Raw genomic sequence first — 17,764 nt, 5'->3', positions numbered from 1 at the left:
GCGACCCGGCATGCGCCATCACAATTCGGAACATACAGTGACAAGCGGCCGTGTACGGCCGGGTCATCCATGAGCGCCTCCGCCGTCACCGAGTGGGAGAGCCGCAAAAGCGTCTTCGTCAGTCGTCACAGCCCTGGAAGGGAACACATCATGACGGCGCCCGCATCAACACTGCGGTACGACACACTGTGCCTACGCCGACCGGGCCTCACGCGCGACTTGCCGCCCGGCAAGGAAGACCTCCAGTGGGTCTCCAACACCGCCACGCTGATTTACGGTGAGCGCGACGCGGTAGTGGTCGACACGTTCCTCACCATCGAACAGAACCAGGAACTCGTCGACTGGGTGAAATCCCACAACCGCAACCTGGCCTACATCTACATCACGCACGGGCATGGCGACCACGCCTTCGGCGTGAAGCAGCTCCTTGAGGCTTTCCCCCAGGCCAAGGCGGTCTCCACCGCCGCAGTCGTGGCCAAGGCGAGGTCCGAGGGCACGCCGCCCTACTTCGACACCTTCTGGACCGCGCGCTTTCCGGGGCAGGTTCCGGCTCCGCAGGTCTTCCCGGAGATCCTGGACGGCGACACGTTCACCCTCGAAGGGCACCCACTGCGGGTGATCGAGACCGGTTTCACCGACTGCGAGGGCAGCACCGCGCTGTGGGTGCCGGACCTGCGGCTCGTCGTGGCCGGCGATGTCGCCTACAACGGCATCCACCAGTACATGGGCGAGACCACCACCGCGTCGCGCGAGGAGTGGATGCGCGCCACCGACACGCTCGCCGCGCTCGACCCCGCCTTCGTCGTCGCCGGACACAAGAAGCCCGACCTGCCCGACGACCCGAAGATCCTGGCCGAGACCAAGAAGTACCTGGCGGACTTCAACCGGCTCGACGCCGAGACTGAGACCGCGGCCGAACTGTTTGAGGCGATGCTCGCGCTGTACCCGAACCGTGCCAACCCGGGCTCACTGTGGGGCGGAGCGAAGAGGGCCAAGAGTCTCTGACGAAATAGCGTTGGCGGCCCGGCGCTTCGTGCAGGCTCGGCCGGTGGGTCGGTGCGGCATGAACCACCGACCCGCCGACAACACTTCAGGCACCGCCGAGAACCGGCCGTGGACCAGGCCGCCACCGCCAAGGGCGCCGGCGGCGCTGTCACAGTCCTGGCCGAAGGCGTGGTCCTGGAAGCCAGCGCGCTGTCGCGGCCGGGAGAAGGTCACGTGGGTGATGGGGATGGCCAGCGGCGTCCACCGCTCGCTGGTCTTCACCCAGCCGGCCGTCCAGGACCCACGCGACACACCGTGAATGGGAAAGGGGGCTCCGCGACCCGGCCCTCGGCCGCTCCAGAGGCGGCCTGACCAGCAAAATCCACCTGGCTTGTGACGGCCGGGGCCGGCCGCTCGCCTTCGTCGTCACGGGCGGCAACACCAACGACTGCACCCGGTTCACCGCCGTGATGGAAGCGACCCGGGTGCCCCGAATCGGACCGGGCCGTCCCCGGGTCCGGCCCGATCACGTCCTGGGCGACAAGGGCTACAGCTCGAAGGCCATCCGCACCTGGCTGCGGCGCCGCGGCATCCCGCACACGATCCCCGAGCGGGCAGACCAGGCCCGCAACCGGGCCCGGCGAGGCAGCCGCGGAGGCCGCCCGCCGGCCTTCGACCGCGAGGCCTACAAGCACCGCAACGTCGTCGAACGGTGCTTCAACCGCCTCAAGCAGTGGCGCGGCATCGCCACCCGCTACGACAAGACCGCCCAGTCCTACGAAGCAGCCGTCACCCTCGCATCACTCCTGATGTGGGCGTGACATTTGACGACAGAACCTAGTCTAGGGGCCAGGAGTGAGCCATTACCTCCCCCACCTGCGGCTGCACGCCCCGTGATGTGGCCTTTGGAGTGGATGGAGGCCACGACGATGTCGAGCCCGCCCAGCAGGTCCTCGTCCTGGTCGAGCGAGCCGTCGTCGAGGATGTCGCACTGGGACATGGTCCAAACCGTCGCGAGCCTGCTCTCCCGCCAGCAGACGGCAGATCTGATGACCACACGGCAGACGTGAACACCATGCCTCGCAGGGAACCTGGACGTCTCACCGCTAACCGTGCACGAGCTCGTCAGGTGCCCGCGGCGGTCAGCTCTCCCACCCAGTGCTTGGCTTCGATGAGGGGTGTGTCGGCGCCGCGGAGGGGCCCGGACGACAGCTTCCGTTTCCCCTTTTCCTCGCTCTCCCAGAACGTCAAGGAAGGGGTGCTCTTGGCGCAGCCCGATGGCTGCTTACTGTCGGCGAGCTCCGCGGGTGCGGTGCGGAGCCGGGCCGACTCCTGGGAGAACACGTCCGCCTTGTACACGCACCTCTCCCCCATCACGTTGATGGACACGAGACGGATGTCGCGTTTCGTCGCCCCCTCGCCCATCGTGACTTCGAAGCGGTAGGTGCCGTCCTCTCCCCGGCCGCCCCACGAGCCCCGGAAGTTCTCCGGCAGCGCGCCCTTGGCGGGCGGTACCTTCTCGAACATCGCAGCTTCGTAGGATGTGCTCCCGTCGTTGTGGTGGTCGTAAAAGCCCGGGTCGTGCGCCCACTCGTACGCCCCGGTCCATACGGCTACGAACGCCCCCGTACCGTCCGGGGCGGGGGAGCCGTAGTCATCGGTGTTCTCCTCGCAACGATCCGCCTCGGACTTGGGGCTTGCCCTCTTCAGCCGGCTCGAGCCGAGCGCGATCGCGTCGCTCTTGGAGCTGGTGATGGTGCTTTCCCAGACGCACAGCCGCTCCTCGTTCAGCAGCGAGTACTCGGCGGCGCCCTTCGTGTCGATGAGCAGGCGCGCGAACAGCCCGTCGTTGGGGTCGAGAGCCGCCTCCCAACTCCCCTGCAATGCCTTCGGAGCACTCAGCGACGGTGATTCCCCCGCCCCGCCCTGCCACGGGCGGAGCGCGAGCAGGCCGCCAACGGCGACGAGCACCACGACGGCTGCCGTCCCCGCCACGACGGCTGGGCGACGCGGCCGGTCCGGGGTCTGCGCCGGACCGTGCGAGCGTGCCGTTTCGTCGTATCCCGGCCCCACCGTGGGCGCGTACGCGAGCGCGTCCGACGGTGACGCGGCAGGCGCTTGCACGGGCTGACGCTCGGGGGGCGTTTGCACGGGCTGAGGTGCGGCGGGCGCTTGGGCGGGCCGGGGTGTGGGCGCGAGCCGGGCAGGCGCCGGCGGAGTGGGAGCCTGGCTCGGCACGAGGGCCGTGTGCGGGCGCAGCGGGTCGAAGTCCAGCAACTGTGCGGCGTGCCGACCCAGTTGACCGAGCAACGCGCCTGGCAGCCATTCGTCGGCGCCTTCTGTCGCGGTGCGGGCGGCGACCTGCTCCGGCGTGGGGCGTCGTGCCGGGTCCTTCTGCAGGCATTCCCGTACGAGTCCGAGGAGCGCCTCCGGCAGCCCGTCCAGGTCCGGCTCCTCCTCGGCGACCCGGAACAACTGGGCGTGCAGCCCGTTGCCGGTCGCCCCGAAGGGCTGGCGCCCCGTGGCGGCGTAGGCGAGGACCGAACCCAGGCAGAACACGTCGGAGGCGGCGGTGACGTGGAGCCCGCGCACCTGTTCCGGCGACATGAAGCCGGGCGATCCGATCACCATGCCCGTGCGGGTCTGCAGGCTGTCCCCGCTGATGCTGTCCAGCGCCCGGGCGATACCGAAGTCGATGACCCGGGGCCCGTCCACGGTGACCAGGACGTTGGACGGCTTGAGGTCGCGGTGGACAAGGCCTGCCTCGTGGATGGCCTGCAGGGCGAGCGCGAGCCGGTTGGCCAGGACCCGTACCGACTCCTCGGGCAACGGTCCGTGCTGCTCGGCCACGACGGCGTGCAGGTCGGGTCCGGGAATGTACTGGGTCGCGACCCAGGGAGTCGCCGCGTCCGTGTCCGCGTCGAGCACGGCCGCGGTCCAGGCCCCACCGACCCGCTTCGCGGCGGTGACCTCGCGCGCGAACCGCGCCCGGAATTCGGTGTGCTGGGCGAACTCGGTCTGCACGACCTTGACCGCGACAGTGCGCCCGCCTTCGGAGCGGGCGAGGTAGACGCGGCCCATGCCGCCGGCGCCTAAGCGGGCGATGAGGCGGTAGGGGCCTATGTGGGGCGGGTCTTCGGCGGTCAACTGGTCCACGAGGAAGGAGGGTAGCCCAACTGCCCGACAGCGATGGGTCCGACGGCTTCGTTCCGGAACAGTTGCCGTGGGCCCGGGTGTGTCGTCGACTGAAGTGCAGCCGGCGCGAACCGCCCCCTGCTCGGCGGGGAATGGCTTGCGAAGGATGGCCGTCCCAGCCGAGTACGGACTCGATGGCGTCAACGAGCTGGTGCTGTGCTGCACGTGTCCTCAGGGTCGTGCGACGGGCCGGGCCCGCCCCTTGGTGCGGCGGGGCAGGTTCGGGAAGCGGCGGCCTAGGTGTATTGACCCGCAGGGTTGTTGACGCGGCTGATGGGCGGGTGTCCGTCGAGTGCGGTGTGGCTGCGGTGGTGGTTGCAGGTGTGGAGGAAGTCTGCCAGTGCGTCGGTCCGCTCGCGGTTTGAGGTGTAGGGCCGCTGGTAGGCCCATTCGTCGAGGAGGGTGCGGTTGAAGCGTTCGACCTTGCCGTTGGTCTGGGGCCGGTAGGGCCGGGTGAGTTTCCCGGTCGCGCCGAGGTCGGCCAGGACGGTCTTCCAGGCCAGGCCCTTGCGGTAGGCCCAGGCGTTGTCGGTCAGGACCCGTTCGATGCGGGTGATGCCGTGGGCGTGGAAGAACGCGGCCGCGCGGGCGAGGAAGGCCGCGCAGGTCGCGACCTTCTCATCCGGGTGGATCTCGCTGTAGGCGAGGCGGGAGTGGTCGTCGACGGCGGAATGGACGTAGTCGAAGCCCATGCCGCGGATCGCCCTGCCGGCCTCGCGGCCGTTGGTCTTGTGGGCGCCGCCGTCGGGGATCCGGCCGAGCTTCTTCACATCGACGTGGACGAGTTCGCCTGGACGTTCGCGTTCGCAGCGGCGGATCACGGTGCCGGTCGGCCGGTCCAGCCAGGCCAGCCGGTTCAGCCGGTGGCGGGTCAGGATCCGGTGGACGGTCGAGGTGGGCAGTCCCAGGATCGGGCCGATCCGGGCCGGCCCGAGTTTGCGGTCCTGGCGCAGGTCACAGACCCGGGTCTCGACCGCCGCCGGGGTCCGGTGCGGGGTCCTGTGCGGCCGACTGGATCGGTCGGCCAGACCCGCATCGCCTTCGGTCTTCCAACGCCGGACCCATTTGTGGGCCGTGGGCCGAGATTTCCCCATCTCCGCGGCGACATGCGCGACCGGACGGCCGGAACGGACACGTTCGACCAGCAGCCGCCTGCCATGAACGGTCAGCCGGGCATTACGGTGGGACACGAAGACCTCCGTGCGGTGTAGTCCTAGACACCTCCACTTAACAACGCTCGTGATCAATACACCTAGGGCCTATTGCGAAAGTGGATCAAGAGGTGGTGTCGGCCTCGGAGGTTGTCTGATCTGGCCAGCCTCGTGACAGTGCGAGGCGGCCGGATCGGAGAGCCTCGCGTTGTCCGGCGATCCATTGCGTGACCTGGTCTGCGGAGTCCGTGATGGGCTGGTCCGTGGTGTCGATCAGGTGGGTGGACCATCGCCGGTCGTCGGCCGTCCACTCGGTCCAGTGTTGCCAGGCCATCTCCGGCCAGCTGTCGTTGATGATGACGTCGGGCCGGAATCGGGGGTCCCGCGCGTGCTTGCGGTGCCAGTCGGCCCATCCGAGAAAGGCGTCGACCGCCGGCGGGTCCCACCGGCCGGGGTCGCGGTGGGTGAGTCTCCGGCGCCGGATCTCGTCGGACACATCGACCAGGCATACCGCGATGCCGTCCAGCAGTGGTGCCGAAGGCACCGCCAGGACTTCCCCGAGCGGGGACTGGCCGGTCAGCAGGAGATCGAGTCCGTGGTCCTGGTACTCCAGCGCGCGACGCACCCACATCTCGGTCATGCGGTTACGCCATTGCCGGTCGGCGCCTTCCGGCACGCCGAGTTCGTCGAAGTCGTGCACGACGACCTGTCCAAGTCGTTCGCCCACGGCGTTGGCGAGCGTGGTCTTGCCCGAGCAACTGGAGCCGGTCAGTTTGAGCAGCATCCTGCCAGCGTGGCAGGTGAGGCGGATCCTCCCCAACTTGTTTCTCCGGTGTCTTCTGCCCGCCGCCCGGACTGGTCAGAGCCATTCGTTGCCCCGAATCGGACCGGGCCGTCCCCGGGTCCGGCCCGATCACGTCCTGGGCGACAAGGGCTACAGCTCAAGAGCCATCCGCACCTGGCTCCGACGCCGCAGCATCCCGCACACGATCCCCGAGCGGGCCGACCAGGCCCGCAACCGGGCCCAGCGAGGCAGCCGCGGAGGCCGCCCGCCGGCCTTCGACCGCGAGGCCTACAGGCACCGCAACGTCGTGGAACGCTGCTTCAACCGCCTGAAACAGTGGCGCGGCATCGCCACCCGCTACGACAAGACCGCCCAGTCCTACGAAGCCGCCGTCACCCTCGCCTCACTCCTGATGTGGGCGTGACATTTGACGACAGAACCTAGGGCTCACTGGGGCGTGGCCCCGAGTTTGAAGCCCCGGTCGGCTCTTCCGCCGGATCCCCGTGTTCAGCGGCTTTGCGCCAGCGGGCTTCGCAGAACGAGTAGAGGCCGAACAGTACGAGGCCCACCGCGGCGGCGATCAGCAGTACGGGCCCGGCAGGGGTGGTGGCAAACGAACGCAGCGTCTCGTCCAGGCCCTTGGCCTCGCTGGGGTCGAATCGCACCGCGGCCAGCAGGACGAACAGACCGGCTACTGCCGCAAGCGCGCCGCACGCCACGCCGCCGACGGTTCCCAGCACCGCGACGACCCGCCGCGTCGCCGTGCTCATCTCGTTCGTCCGGAGGTTCTTCTCGAATTTCCGCATCAGGCCACGCACCAGGATCACCACGCCCACGATGACCAGGACGGCCCCGAACACGCCGACGATCACTCGCCCGCCGGGCCAGTTCAGCACCCTCGCGGTGTACTCCTTCGACGTCTCGTCGCCGGGGCGGCCCCCGGAGGAACCGCCGGCCAGCACAGTTTGCGCGACACCGATACAGATCACGGTGTAGAAGACGGCCAACCCCAGAGAACCCAGGCGACGAGTCCACTTGTCCCCGCCTTCCCCCGTCTGCCCGAACATGGCCTCCGACAGTCGCCACAGCGCCATCGCCGCCAGCCCCACCACCAGCGCCCACAGCAGTACCCGGCCGAACGGCTGCTCGCCGATGGTCCCCACCGCGCCGGACCGGTCGGCCTCCTGGCCGCTGTCGCTGCCGAGGCCGATCCGCACGGCCAGAACCCCCACCAGCACGTAGATCACTCCCCGGGCGCAGAGCCCGACCCTGGACGCGACCTCCACGGCACGGCTGTCAGCCAGGCGTAGACCCTGGGACTTGGGCTGGGCGGCACTGTCGCCCTTCCTGATGGCCATATCTGGCACCTCCACGTGCCGGATCAAACCGAACAGCACGCCCATGGGGAGGGGCGGACGGTGGTCAGTGGTCGACGGCGTCCTGACCTTCGCCCACGCCTGCTTAGTGCCGCCCCTGGCCCGGTCGCCGCGGGCCTTCGGCCCCAGGGCGCATTTCAGGTCTGTTCCCTGTCTCTCCACGGTAGGGCTGTCCCGTCCCTGAAGTCACCACCCGAGGGCGGACCTACCTGGAATCAGGGATCTGGAATCACTCCGGGAGATCGGCGGACATCATGATCGTCCTCGGAATCATCCTGCTGGTCATCGGCTACGTGGCCGGCTTCACCCTCCTGTGGACCATCGGGATCATCCTGATCGTCATCGGCGCCGTCCTGTGGATCCTGGGATCCGTCGGACATCAGGTCGGCGGACGCCGGCACTACTGGTAGCCGCCCCTGACCCCGCGCGGGAGCCAACCCGCCCTCACACCCCTCCGACGATGGCAGCGCGTGCACCGCAGCCGTCGTACCACACCCCCGACACGCACATCCGCGAACCGAGGCATCACGCCATGACCCTCTTCTACCTCCTGCTGATCGCCGCGATCGCACTGATCGTCGTCGGCGCGACCGTCGACGGCACCATGTACCTGCTCTCCGCCGGCGTGCTGCTCCTCATCGCCGACGTGCTCTACCTCGGCGCGCGCTCTGTGGCCCGTCGCCGCCCGGCCCACTGACCCACTCGTCACCACCCACATACACCACGCGCCGCACACGACATTGGTGTGCAGTCCCTCCGCGTGCACGATCAGGAGGACGCGGATGCCGCGGCCGCCGGCCCGAGCAAGGTCGAACGCGATCGCCGAGACGGCCAACCCGGAGGATCGTAGAAGGACCGTCCGTGACGCGTCGGTTCGAACGGAGATGCGGTGGGACTCCACGAAGCGCCGCCCGCCCTTTGGGTCCCACAGGTCCGGTGGTCTGATCCTCTCCTGGGACCGGACCTCCGCGGCCGGTCTCGGGCTGGCTGCCACATTACGTAGTCGGATTCGCATGGCAGTGCGGCCCCCACTGCCAGCGGATCGGCCCTCATGCAGCAGCACTCCTGGGGAGAATCTGGGGAGAATTAGCGCCGCTGGGGAGCGGCCGGGGAGAATCGACCGCGCAAAATGACGTCACAGTGAAAGCCCCGGAAATGAGCAAACTTGTAGGTCAGCAAGCCTCACACGGCCATTCGTGCAGGTCAGCGGGTTGAGGACGAGGACTTCAAGAAGATCTCCTCACTCTCTGAGTATCAGGAACCGGGCCGCCACGGCCGCCTATGGCCCACCAACGCCCCCCGACACGGTCGGCGAGCAGCGCAGCGTCTACGGCCTGCACGTAAGCCGCTCGATGCCCACCAACGTGCACCCGGGAGCCCTTGTGCCAGCCTCGCTCAGCGCCCCTGCACTCGCGGAGCGCGCTCTTTCCTTTCCGCCGTTCGCAGCAGCTCCTCTTGCTGAGCACGACCCGCTTCGGCGACGGCAGCGAGAGCCGGGACGCGGATGGAGAGGTCGGTGAAGTAGTTGATGAGATGTTGGTGTCTGGCCGGATCCTCTCCCCACCATGAGTCGACCCAGGCGACGTCGGCCGCGATGTGTGCGGCAGGTACGCCGTGGTCGAGAAGAAGTGGTCCGAGGCTTTCCAGTGTTTCGTTCCGCTGGCCCACGAGGGCTTCGAGGAGCTTGTCGGGGGTGACCACGTTGTGACTGATGAGCTGCTCTGCCAGGTCACGGTCGGTGCCTATCAGCTGGACAAGTGGGCTGTGGCCGATGTGTGGAAGGTCGACACAGCGGACGGCAAGGCGGTAGCGGTGGCTCTGTGGGAGGCGGTCCAAGTGCAGGTCGCACCCGTGGGGCTCGGGCGCGGCGAAATAGCCCTGATCGGCCATTTCGTCGAGGCGCTCGGCATACCACGCTTCCAGCAGATCGGGGTCGTGCTCAGCAGGGTGAGCAAGGAGCTGGCCGGCACGCCACTGGTCATGCTGGGGCAGACCCTCAGGGCGGATGCGGCGTACGGCGTCACACCAGGTAGCTCGCCATGTGCCCGGAAGTGAGGGGCCATGGAGTTGTCCGATGGCGAAGATCACCGCCGTGCTGCCGGCTACGACAGCGTCCGGGTGACGCAGCAAACGGTGTAGCACCTCGTGCGGCTCGTCACGGAGGAAGATCGCCTGCCCGCCGGCCTCGACACCCTCCTCGCACGTGAGATCTTCGGCGGCGCGGAACTCTCCGGCGGGCAGTGGCAACGCCTCGCCTGCTCCCGAGCCCTCTACCGCCGGCCCGGCCTGCTGATCCTGGACGAGCCGACCTCCCAGATGGACCCGCGCGGCGAGCACCAGATCTTCGAGCAGATCAAGGCCATCGCCGCAGACCGGATCACCATCGTCATCACCCACCGGCTGGAGAACACCAAGATCGCCGACCACATCGTCGTGATGGAGCACGGCCGCATCACCGAACAGGGCCGCTACGACGACCTCGTCCACGCCGGTGGCACCTTCGCCGAACTCCTCGCGCTTTCCCATGACCGCTGACCTTCGCCTGCGCTTCTTCGCCACGGCGGGCCAGGCACTGACCATGTCCGCCCCTACGCCCTCCGTCCCCAAACCGCCTGTGGAGCAGACTTGTTGGACATCGAACGCCGGACGCTCAACGCTTGGAACGCCTACGGCACACACCATCTGGCCCGCGGCACCGACATTCCCGGTGTCGAGCGGCTGACCTGGGGATACTGGCCCGGCCATGGTCCCGGCGAAGAGGTACTCGGCGACCTCGCCGATCAACGCGTCCTGGACCTCTGCTCCGGGATCGGCAAGTTCCCCGCCCACCTCGCACGCAGGGGCATCCGCGTCGACGCCGTCGAGGGCGCACGCACTCAGCACGAGCGAGCCGTCGCCCGCTACCAAGGCCAGAGGGGCCTTCGGTTGATCCATGCGGACGCGGGCGAGTACCTGACCCGGGCGGAACCGTACGACCTCATCTACTCCATCCACGGCATCCCCTACATCGATCCACACCGGATCCTGCCCGCCGTCGTGCGGGGACTCCGGCCCGGTGGCCGACTGGTCTTCTCCGCCCTGCACACCAACTCCACCGGTGACGGCCCTTCCAGATCCGTCGCCGCGAGGCCGGAGACTCTCCCTCTCGCGGGAGGCGAGCCCTTGACCGTTCAGATGTGGGTACTCACCCCCACCCTCTGGGAAAACCTCCTCGTCGAACACGGCCTGCTCGCCGAAGTGATCGACGTCCTCAGCGGGCCCGACGAGGACAGCCCGCTGTCCTGCACGCTGGTCCGCGCCTGCCGCCCAGCCTGACGATGGCGCCCACCCGCCTGCGCTGGTCATCGCCTATGCCACTGCGCCCATACCCAACCGAGGAGACGACCTCGTGCACGACACGATCTGGAAGACCATCGAGAAGCTCGCGCGCCGATTCAACGATCACGACGAGCAACGCGGCCTCGCCCCGCAGGAACAGTGGACCATGCAGGTCCTGAAGATCGCCGAGGAGACCGGTGAGGCGTCGCAGGCCGTGATCGGCGCGCGTGGCACCAACCCGCGCAAGGGAGAAAGTCACGACTGGAGCGATGTCCACGCCGAGGTCGCGGACGTGGTCATCACCGGTCTGGTCGCCCTGTACCGGATGCGGCCCGACGACGCTGCGGAGTACCTGCACCGGCAGCTGGCTGACAAGGCCGGGAAGTTTTTGCTGACCGTCCCCACCGATCCCGGAGAGCCGTCAGAGACACCCTGATACGAGCGCCTGCCGCCCCGCGACGTCCACAGGCGGAAGGAGTACGTCGAGGATGCGCTGTATTCAGCACGTGCCGTCGGCTGCGAGGCCCAGGCCGGGTCGGCACGATCGCGGATGAGGTCGAGGCGCTGGCCGGGTGTTGTCGTCTCGACGGCCCATCGGTCGCGCTCGGGTGCCGCCCACCAGACCTCCGTGTGTTCCGGGTCGAGAGTGAGTCACACAGGGCCCAGGTGATGGGCCGGCGCGTCGAGGTCGCGAACGTTGCCGCCGGCGAGGTCAGCGATCAGCTCGCCGGCCTCGTCTGCAGTCTGGACGTGAGCGATGAAGGTCATGGTGTCCTGTGCTTTCTTGCGGTCAAGCAACGAGCTGAGGGTTCCGAGCCCCTCGGGTGGCCGCCAGGCTGATCAGCTGTGCTGCACCGAGGACCTGGTCGATGCAGTCGGTGATGTCGTTCGGGATGTCACTCAGGGGTTTGAGGAGCAGGACGACGCCGAGTGCCGTGTCGCCCACAGGGCCGGGGCCGCGACAGAGTCCCAGCCGGGCAGGCATTCCTCGCGTCCGACGGCGTAGCCCCGCACGCGGATTCCGTCGAGGGTCACGAGGAGGTCGTCGTTGCTGAGTGCGCCCGGGCCGGCGCTCTCAGGGATGGGCTCGGCGAGGGCGATCTCGCGGAGGCTCTCGGGGACGTAGGCGAGCAGCGTACGTCCGGAGGCGCCCGTGCGGAGAGAGCAGCCGGCGGTGAAGATGTCGTAAGCCGTCATGCCGAAGTCGTCCGGTCAGTAGTTGCCGATCGCGTAGTCGGTGAAGACGCGGCGTGCGCCGACGGTGGCGAGGCTGTAGAAGAGGACGAGGCCGCCGCAGTCCGCTTGCAAGCCCTGGAGGTGCTCTGATCGGCCGCGCCAGGCCGAGGGACGAGCCTCCGGAGCTCCGCACCCTCCAGTTCTTGCCCCGATCAGCAGATGCACCACCCTGCCTATGTGACCGATGCCCGCTGGTCCTTGATCGCCTATAACCGGCGATGGCGGACTGGCACCCCTGGGTCCTTGAGCCGGGCGCCAACCTGATGCGCTGGGCCCTGCTCCACCGGACGCTCGCAAGCAGCCTGCGCTGGGAAGATCATGCCCGCGTGTACCTGACCATGGTCCGCATGTTCCTGGCACGCCACAAGGCCGACCGCTTCATGACCTCCTGCTGCGCAAGATCTACGAGGACCCGGACTGCCGCCGGCTGTGGACGAGAACCCCCTTGTGGTCGCCCATCGCGACGGCAACCGGTTCCGCATGCGCCTGCCGCGGTCAGCGCACGCGCCAGGTCAGCGAGTTGCTCGTCGCCGCGCGGACCTCGGGGTCACGGACGGCCGCCGTGGTGTCGGTGACCGTGGCTGTGACCCGCTGGCCGTTGCGGACCGCGCCGAGCTCGGCGGGGGTCACCGACGGGTCGCCGGTGGCCCAGGTGACCTGCTTCCCATCGACGTACCAGGTCAGGACCGGGTTCGCCAGGCCGGACACCGGGGCGAGTTGGACACTGAGCGCCTGGGTCGCGCCGACCCGCGTGCCGGTCGGCACGGTCGAGGTCACGGCGTCCGCATAGGCGTAGAACCCCTTGATCATCGCCTCGCGTCCGACGTGGTTGAACTGCGTGGAGGCCAGGGTCCGCATGAGGGAGGTGCTGGTCGGGCGGTAGACGCCCGTCTCGTAGTAGTCGCCGCCCTCGTAGGTGCCGATGACGGAGCCGGTCGGGTCCTGCTCTCCCAGCCAGCGGTACCACTTGCTCGTGCCGAGGTCGGCGGTCACGGAGATGTTGGCGCTGTCGGACGAGGGGTACGGGTAGGTGCCGTAGCCGGCGTACTGGTACTCGTCGGCCAGCAGGCCTATCGAGTGACCGAGTTCGTGGGCGCCTATGAGGTACGACTGCGGGTTGTCGGAGGACATGGTCGCGATGCCGTGGTACGACGCCCCGGCCGGTGGGGTGGAGAAGCTGTAGCCCGCGCCGCCGTATTTGGTGGAGTTGGCGATGACGAAGACGATGTCGGAGGCGGGCGCCTGGTCGGCATACGTGGTGACCTTCGACGTGTCGACGCAGAGCAGCCGCTCCGTGTCCCCGCAGAAGAAGTAGGAGCTGAGGGCGGTGTTCTTCACGACCCCTGCGGTCGGGTCGCCGGAGACGCCGGACTCGGCGGAGGCGGCGTCCACCAGCCAGATGTTGAACAGGCCGCGGTAACTGGCGTACGGCTCGATGGCGAAGACCGCGTCGAGCGTGGCCTGCGCGTCCGCATGGAAGTCGGCCTGCTGCCCGGCGGTGTAGCCGTCGCCCATGACCACCAGGTCGAGCCGTCCGGAGACCGGTCCGGTCTCCTGGACGGGCGTGACCGCGGCGGCGGTCGGGGCGGGCGCGGTCGCCGACCGCTGGCCGGTGATCCTCGCCGGGGCCTGGGCCGGGACCCTCTTGTGCCGGGGCTCGGCTCCGGGGCCGTCGAAGTACTCGACCTCGTGCGTCGCCACCGTGCCGGGGCCGGCGACGGAAACGGGCTCCGCGCCGGCCGCGTTCGCGCCGGCGAGCAGGGTGGCGGCAGTGACAGCGGCGCCGACGGCGACGATCCAGCGGGTGCGGGTAGATCCGTGTCTGGGCACGACGACCTCTCTCAAGCGATGACGTAACTGTGCTTAACTGGCCGCTTAAGCTAGGGGGTTGAGAGTCCGGGACACAAGCCCCGGGAGGGAAGAGCAAGGTGAGCGAGCAACGTGGAAGCCGTCACGGCCGCGCACTCACCGGCGGCGACAGGGGGAGGCACTGGCATGATGGAGCGCATGGCGAAGCGGGACGACCCCGAGACCATCGGCCGCAGAGTGCAGCGGCTACGGCGCGATCGGGGACTGACACAGCGACAGCTGGCCGAGCCCTCCTACACGCCCGCCTACGTCTCCACCCTTGAGGCCGGCCGGGTCCGCCCCTCCGACGAGGCGCTGCACCATCTCGCCGACCGGCTCGGCGTCGCCTTCGAGGAACTCGCCACCGGACGGCCCGCCCACCTCGCCACCGACCTGCGGCTCCGGCTCACCGAAGCGCAACGTGCCCTCGCCGTCGGCGAGGCCGAACAGGCCGCCCTCCAGTACGCCGAGCTGCTCGCGGAGGCCGTGACGCACGGGCTCGTCGAGGAACAGGCCACCGCACTGCTCGGACTCGGCGAATGCGGTCTCGACACCGGCGACCTCACGGCCGCCCGTGAGCACTTCGAGCACGCCGAACAGGCCCTGGTCGAGGCCTCGCTGCCCGCCCGCGTCCCGGCCCGACGTGGCCGCGCCGTCACCCACTACCTGGCCGGCGAACTCCGCTACGCCGTCTACCTCCTGGAGTCCACGCTCGACGAGATCAACCGCGCCGGACTGCACGACCCCGACGCCCTGCTCCTGCTCCACACCGCCCTGATCAGCCCCTACATGGACATGGGCGCGCAGGCCCGCGCCGCCCAGGCCGCAGAGCTGGCGCTCGCCCTCGCCCCCCAGGCCGGGGACCCGGCGCTGATCGCCCGGATGCACCGCTCGGTCGCCCGCACCCTGCTCGCCGAGGGCAGGGTCGCCGAGGCCGATGCCTCACTCGCCAAGGCCGCCGAGATGTACCACCAGCTGAAGATCCGTACGGAGCTCGCCAACTGCCGCTGGATGCGGGGGTACGTGTACGCGCAGAACGGCGAACTCTCCCGCGCCGAGAGGGAGTTGCGCGCTGCGCTGGCCATGCTCGCCTCTCGCCGCGCCACCCTCTACAGCAGCCAGGTCGCCGTCGAGCTCGCCGACGTGCTGCACCGGCGCGGCGAGTCCGAGGAGGCATCGAACCTCCTCCGGGGGGTGCTCGGGGACCTCTCCCCGGAACGCGGCGCGGTCCACGCGGCCGCCGCCCACCGGCTGCTGGGGATCATCGCCGAGGACGCCCACGACACCGAGGCGGCCGAGGAACACTACGTCCGCGCACTGGGCCTCCTGGAACGGGCGGGCGCCGCGGGCGACCTCGCCGACCTGTGCCGGCTTCTCGGCGACCTGCTGCGCCGCACCGGCCGGGTGGAGGCGGCCCTCGACGCGTACCGTACGGGCCTCGGCCACCGTACCGCCGGCACCACCACGCTCGGTCCGGCACCCGCGCAGCCACTCCTGTAGAGCGGCACCAGGCCCGGCGTCCGTCGTGAGAGGACCAGGGTCGTGACCCTCGGTCTCACCTGGGGCTCAATGAGCAGCGGGGCTCAGGAGGCGCTGCGCCTCCTACGAGCTCAGCGGCAGCACGCGGGTGCGGCCGACCGCACCAAGCCGGGCCGGGCCGGGCCGGGCCGGGCCGCATCGGGGTGCGGACGAAGATCTGCCGGGCGACGGCGACGGGGTCGAACGTGGGCCGGTGACTGCCCATTCCCAATCCGTGGGCGTGCCGGTGGGTTAGACGATCCGGCGGTCGTCGCCGGCCGAGGAGGCACCGAGGCCTGCGGGTCGTACCCGCACCCGGCGAAGGGACGCTCGATGTCCTCCGGCACAGGACGTCCCGACTAGCCTTCGCGCGGATTTTCGGCCAGGTCTCCTGATGCCGGTGCGCAACGGCCTCGGGGCCTGCTCGACAGCACGCTTGTCCGGACGCTGGAAGGACTGGCCCCGCCGCTTCCGGTACGTGCCCACCCCCGGCTCGGTCAGTCTTCCACCCGGTACGGCTTCGCGATCAGCTCCCCCCGTTACCTTTTCGTGGCTCCGCAATGGGGCCTCCGGCCTTCGGGTCCGGCATGACTTTCCCCCCTTGTCACGGTTGATGATCCGGGGCGTGGTGTCACCGGGTCCGGAGGCATCGACGGACCGCTGATGAGGGGCTTGAGCACCGGCTTCACCCAAGGCCGGAAGAGCTCTCCGTAACGTGGATGTGGCAGCTCGGTGCCGAGGCAAGGCCGCACGAGAGCGTGATGGAGGGGCCTGCACGTGATCGACACCGGCGACATCGACGTCTTCCTCGGCCTGGACGTCGGGGCGAACACCACGCCACCGCCGTCACCCCGGCCGGGAAGAAGGCGTTCGACAAGCGCCTGCCCAACACCGAGCCCAGGCTCCGCCAACTCTTCGCGAAACTCCAGGCCAAGCACAGGACGGTGCTGGTCGTGGTCGATCAGCCGGCCTCGATCGGCGCCCTGCCGCTGGCGGTCGCGAGGGACATGGGCTGTCCGGTCGCCTACCTGCCCGGTGTGACGATGCGGCGGATCGCCGGCCTCTACCCCGGTGAGGCGAAGACCGGCGCGAAGGACGCGTTCATCGTCGCGGACGCGGCCCGCGCGATGTGGCACACACTGCGGGCGATCGACGGCGAGGACGAGACGATCGCCGAGCTGGAGATGATCGTCGGATTCGACGACGACCTGGCCGGCGAGGCCACCAGGGTCGCGAACCGCCTGCACGGCCTGCTGACCCAGATTCATCCCTCGCTGGAACGGGTCCTGGGGCCGCGGTTGCAGCACCCAGCCGTCCTCACGCTGCTGGAACGGTTCGGGTCACCGGCACAGATCCGCAAGGTGGGCCGTCGGCGGCTGGCCTCGCTGCTCCGGCCGAAGGTGCCGCGGATGGCCGAGCGGCTGGTCGAGGACATCTTCGCCGCGTTGGACGAGCAGACCGTGACCGTCCCGGGGACCGAGGCGGCCGCACTGATCGTCCCGAGCCTCGCCGGGTCTCTGGCCGCAGTCCTCGACCAGCGCAAACTGCTGGCCGGGCGGATCGAAGAACTCCTGGACGCCCACCCTCTTTCGAAGGTCCTGACCTCGATGCCGGGAGTCGGCGTCAGGACCGGAGCCCGCATCCTGATCGAGGTCGGCGACGGCAGCACCTTCCCAACCGCCCGCCACCTCGCCGCCTACGCCGGTCTCGCCCCGGCGACCCGGAGCTCAGGCTCATCGATCCGGGGTGAACAGCCGTCTCGGAGAGGGAACAAGCAGCTCAAACGGGCTTTCTTCGTCTCCGCGTTCGCCGCCCCGGGCGACCCGGCCTCCCGGGCCTACTACGACAAGAAGATCGCCCAGGGCAAGCACCGCACCCAGGCCCTGCTCTGCCTCGCCCGAGGACCCCTGCCGCACCGCGGCCTGCTCCGCCTCCCCCAGCACTTGGTCCACACCTAACCCGCTCGCCGCGAGGACGCATGACCAGCACCTCACGCCCTCCGGCCGACCACTTCGACGCAGACCCCTCCGGCGATGCCGAGCTCGCGCATCAGGCGTTCGACGGCGCAACGGCTTCGTGGCCAACTATTTCCACATCGTCGAGACGACGGCCAACGGCCGGCTGCAGCACTGGCTGCGCCGGATCGAGACCAGCAACGCCGCCATCGGCAACGGGGAGGCGGGAGAGTTCGGACGCCCGATCGAGGTCCGGCTGCTGAGCGGCGAGGTCCCCCTGAACTACCTCATCAACTTCCGCCGAGACCGATTCGCCCAGGCTGTGGAACTCGGAGTCCAGCATGCGCGCCGCTGGTGCACGGCCCAGGGGATCCCCTGGAAGCCCGGTGAACCTCTTGG

General features: G+C 69.2%; 15 protein-coding genes and 4 pseudogenes. 11 read left to right on the top strand and 8 right to left on the bottom strand.

What is annotated here, in order from left to right:
* Positions 1–69: 69 nt before the first annotated feature.
* Both ACN9M0_RS35760 and ACN9M0_RS35755 read left to right on the top strand, forming a co-directional pair.
* A complete protein-coding gene (locus ACN9M0_RS35760) occupies positions 70–1,005 on the top strand; it encodes an MBL fold metallo-hydrolase (protein WP_426405379.1) in 936 nt (311 codons plus the stop codon).
* A 260-nt stretch (positions 1,006–1,265) separates the two neighbouring features.
* Positions 1,266–1,805, top strand: a pseudogene (locus ACN9M0_RS35755) (IS5 family transposase); the annotation flags it as partial.
* 304 nt (positions 1,806–2,109) lie between these two features.
* Here ACN9M0_RS35755 and ACN9M0_RS35750 read toward each other — a convergent pair.
* The 3 genes from ACN9M0_RS35750 to ACN9M0_RS35740 form a co-directional block, all read right to left on the bottom strand.
* Positions 2,110–4,140 (bottom strand): serine/threonine-protein kinase, encoded by a 2,031-nt coding sequence (locus ACN9M0_RS35750; protein WP_426404940.1) that lies wholly within the window; start codon positions 4,138–4,140, stop codon positions 2,110–2,112.
* 275 nt (positions 4,141–4,415) lie between these two features.
* Positions 4,416–5,369 carry an IS481 family transposase gene (locus ACN9M0_RS35745; RefSeq protein WP_366042240.1) on the bottom strand — a complete coding sequence of 318 codons (954 nt, stop codon included), beginning with the start codon at positions 5,367–5,369 and terminating at the stop codon, positions 4,416–4,418.
* 85 nt (positions 5,370–5,454) lie between these two features.
* Positions 5,455–6,114 carry a hypothetical protein gene (locus tag ACN9M0_RS35740; protein ID WP_366042239.1) on the bottom strand — a complete coding sequence of 220 codons (660 nt, stop codon included), beginning with the start codon at positions 6,112–6,114 and terminating at the stop codon, positions 5,455–5,457.
* A gap of 88 nt (positions 6,115–6,202) precedes the next feature.
* On the opposite strand from ACN9M0_RS35740, the pseudogene ACN9M0_RS35735 reads away from it, so the two are divergent.
* A pseudogene (locus tag ACN9M0_RS35735) lies at positions 6,203–6,538 on the top strand (transposase); the annotation flags it as partial.
* Between the two features lie 16 nt (positions 6,539–6,554).
* Here the strand turns inward: ACN9M0_RS35735 and ACN9M0_RS35730 are convergent.
* On the bottom strand, positions 6,555–7,517 hold the full coding sequence (locus ACN9M0_RS35730; RefSeq protein ID WP_366042238.1) for a DUF1206 domain-containing protein: 963 nt from the start codon (positions 7,515–7,517) through the stop codon (positions 6,555–6,557).
* Positions 7,518–7,744: 227 nt separating this feature from the next.
* Between ACN9M0_RS35730 and ACN9M0_RS35725 the strand changes: the two genes are divergently transcribed.
* The 6 genes and pseudogenes from ACN9M0_RS35725 to ACN9M0_RS35700 all read left to right on the top strand — a co-directional run bounded on the left by ACN9M0_RS35725 (position 7,745) and on the right by ACN9M0_RS35700 (position 11,244).
* Positions 7,745–7,900, top strand: a complete 156-nt coding sequence (locus ACN9M0_RS35725) for a DUF6131 family protein (protein ID WP_317595294.1) — start codon at positions 7,745–7,747, stop codon at positions 7,898–7,900.
* A gap of 50 nt (positions 7,901–7,950) precedes the next feature.
* Positions 7,951–8,187, top strand: coding sequence for a hypothetical protein (locus ACN9M0_RS35720; protein WP_366042237.1), 237 nt, complete (start codon positions 7,951–7,953; stop codon positions 8,185–8,187).
* Positions 8,188–9,104: 917 nt separating this feature from the next.
* Positions 9,105–9,545 (top strand): hypothetical protein, encoded by a 441-nt coding sequence (locus tag ACN9M0_RS35715; protein ID WP_426404939.1) that lies wholly within the window; start codon positions 9,105–9,107, stop codon positions 9,543–9,545.
* 111 nt (positions 9,546–9,656) lie between these two features.
* A pseudogene (locus tag ACN9M0_RS35710) lies at positions 9,657–10,025 on the top strand (ATP-binding cassette domain-containing protein); the annotation flags it as partial.
* A gap of 90 nt (positions 10,026–10,115) precedes the next feature.
* The gene (locus ACN9M0_RS35705; RefSeq protein WP_366042235.1) at positions 10,116–10,805 is read left to right on the top strand and encodes a class I SAM-dependent methyltransferase; all 690 of its coding nucleotides are present in this window, start codon (positions 10,116–10,118) and stop codon (positions 10,803–10,805) included.
* 73 nt (positions 10,806–10,878) lie between these two features.
* The gene (locus ACN9M0_RS35700; protein ID WP_426404938.1) at positions 10,879–11,244 is read left to right on the top strand and encodes a MazG-like family protein; all 366 of its coding nucleotides are present in this window, start codon (positions 10,879–10,881) and stop codon (positions 11,242–11,244) included.
* Between the two features lie 215 nt (positions 11,245–11,459).
* Here the strand turns inward: ACN9M0_RS35700 and ACN9M0_RS35695 are convergent, their stop codons facing one another.
* The 3 genes from ACN9M0_RS35695 to ACN9M0_RS35685 all read right to left on the bottom strand — a co-directional run bounded on the left by ACN9M0_RS35695 (position 11,460) and on the right by ACN9M0_RS35685 (position 13,874).
* On the bottom strand, positions 11,460–11,606 hold the full coding sequence (locus ACN9M0_RS35695) for a hypothetical protein (protein ID WP_366042233.1): 147 nt from the start codon (positions 11,604–11,606) through the stop codon (positions 11,460–11,462).
* Between the two features lie 102 nt (positions 11,607–11,708).
* Entirely contained in the window at positions 11,709–12,005 is a 297-nt protein-coding gene (locus ACN9M0_RS35690) for an IclR family transcriptional regulator domain-containing protein (RefSeq protein ID WP_366042232.1), read from the bottom strand.
* Between the two features lie 534 nt (positions 12,006–12,539).
* Positions 12,540–13,874, bottom strand: coding sequence for a M64 family metallopeptidase (locus ACN9M0_RS35685; protein ID WP_366042231.1), 1,335 nt, complete (start codon positions 13,872–13,874; stop codon positions 12,540–12,542).
* Positions 13,875–14,051: 177 nt separating this feature from the next.
* On the opposite strand from ACN9M0_RS35685, the gene ACN9M0_RS35680 reads away from it, so the two are divergent.
* Together ACN9M0_RS35680 and ACN9M0_RS35675 are read left to right on the top strand one after the other, a co-directional pair.
* Positions 14,052–15,392 carry a helix-turn-helix domain-containing protein gene (locus tag ACN9M0_RS35680; RefSeq protein ID WP_366042243.1) on the top strand — a complete coding sequence of 447 codons (1,341 nt, stop codon included), beginning with the start codon at positions 14,052–14,054 and terminating at the stop codon, positions 15,390–15,392.
* Positions 15,393–16,187: 795 nt separating this feature from the next.
* A pseudogene (locus ACN9M0_RS35675) lies at positions 16,188–17,311 on the top strand (IS110 family transposase); the annotation flags it as partial.
* A 148-nt stretch (positions 17,312–17,459) separates the two neighbouring features.
* Here the strand turns inward: ACN9M0_RS35675 and ACN9M0_RS35670 are convergent.
* Positions 17,460–17,708, bottom strand: a complete 249-nt coding sequence (locus tag ACN9M0_RS35670; protein ID WP_366042229.1) for a hypothetical protein — start codon at positions 17,706–17,708, stop codon at positions 17,460–17,462.
* Positions 17,709–17,764 lie beyond the last annotated feature (56 nt).

Source organism: Streptomyces sp. R-07, assembly GCF_049913175.1.
Lineage (GTDB): Bacteria > Actinomycetota > Actinomycetes > Streptomycetales > Streptomycetaceae > Streptomyces.
This window is presented reverse-complemented; position numbering and strand designations above follow the sequence as displayed.

Bases quoted from the DNA above. Each gene is read 5' to 3' on its own strand.
- ACN9M0_RS35760 (WP_426405379.1), top strand. From the start codon at position 70: ATGAGCGCCTCCGCCGTCACCGAGTGGGAGAGCCGCAAAAGCGTCTTC.
- ACN9M0_RS35740 (WP_366042239.1), bottom strand. From the start codon at position 6,114: ATGCTGCTCAAACTGACCGGCTCCAGTTGCTCGGGCAAGACCACGCTC.
- ACN9M0_RS35730 (WP_366042238.1), bottom strand. From the start codon at position 7,517: ATGGGCGTGCTGTTCGGTTTGATCCGGCACGTGGAGGTGCCAGATATG.
- ACN9M0_RS35725 (WP_317595294.1), top strand. From the start codon at position 7,745: ATGATCGTCCTCGGAATCATCCTGCTGGTCATCGGCTACGTGGCCGGC.
- ACN9M0_RS35720 (WP_366042237.1), top strand. From the start codon at position 7,951: ATGGCAGCGCGTGCACCGCAGCCGTCGTACCACACCCCCGACACGCAC.
- ACN9M0_RS35690 (WP_366042232.1), bottom strand. From the start codon at position 12,005: ATGACGGCTTACGACATCTTCACCGCCGGCTGCTCTCTCCGCACGGGC.
- ACN9M0_RS35680 (WP_366042243.1), top strand. From the start codon at position 14,052: ATGGCGAAGCGGGACGACCCCGAGACCATCGGCCGCAGAGTGCAGCGG.
- ACN9M0_RS35670 (WP_366042229.1), bottom strand. From the start codon at position 17,708: ATGCTGGACTCCGAGTTCCACAGCCTGGGCGAATCGGTCTCGGCGGAA.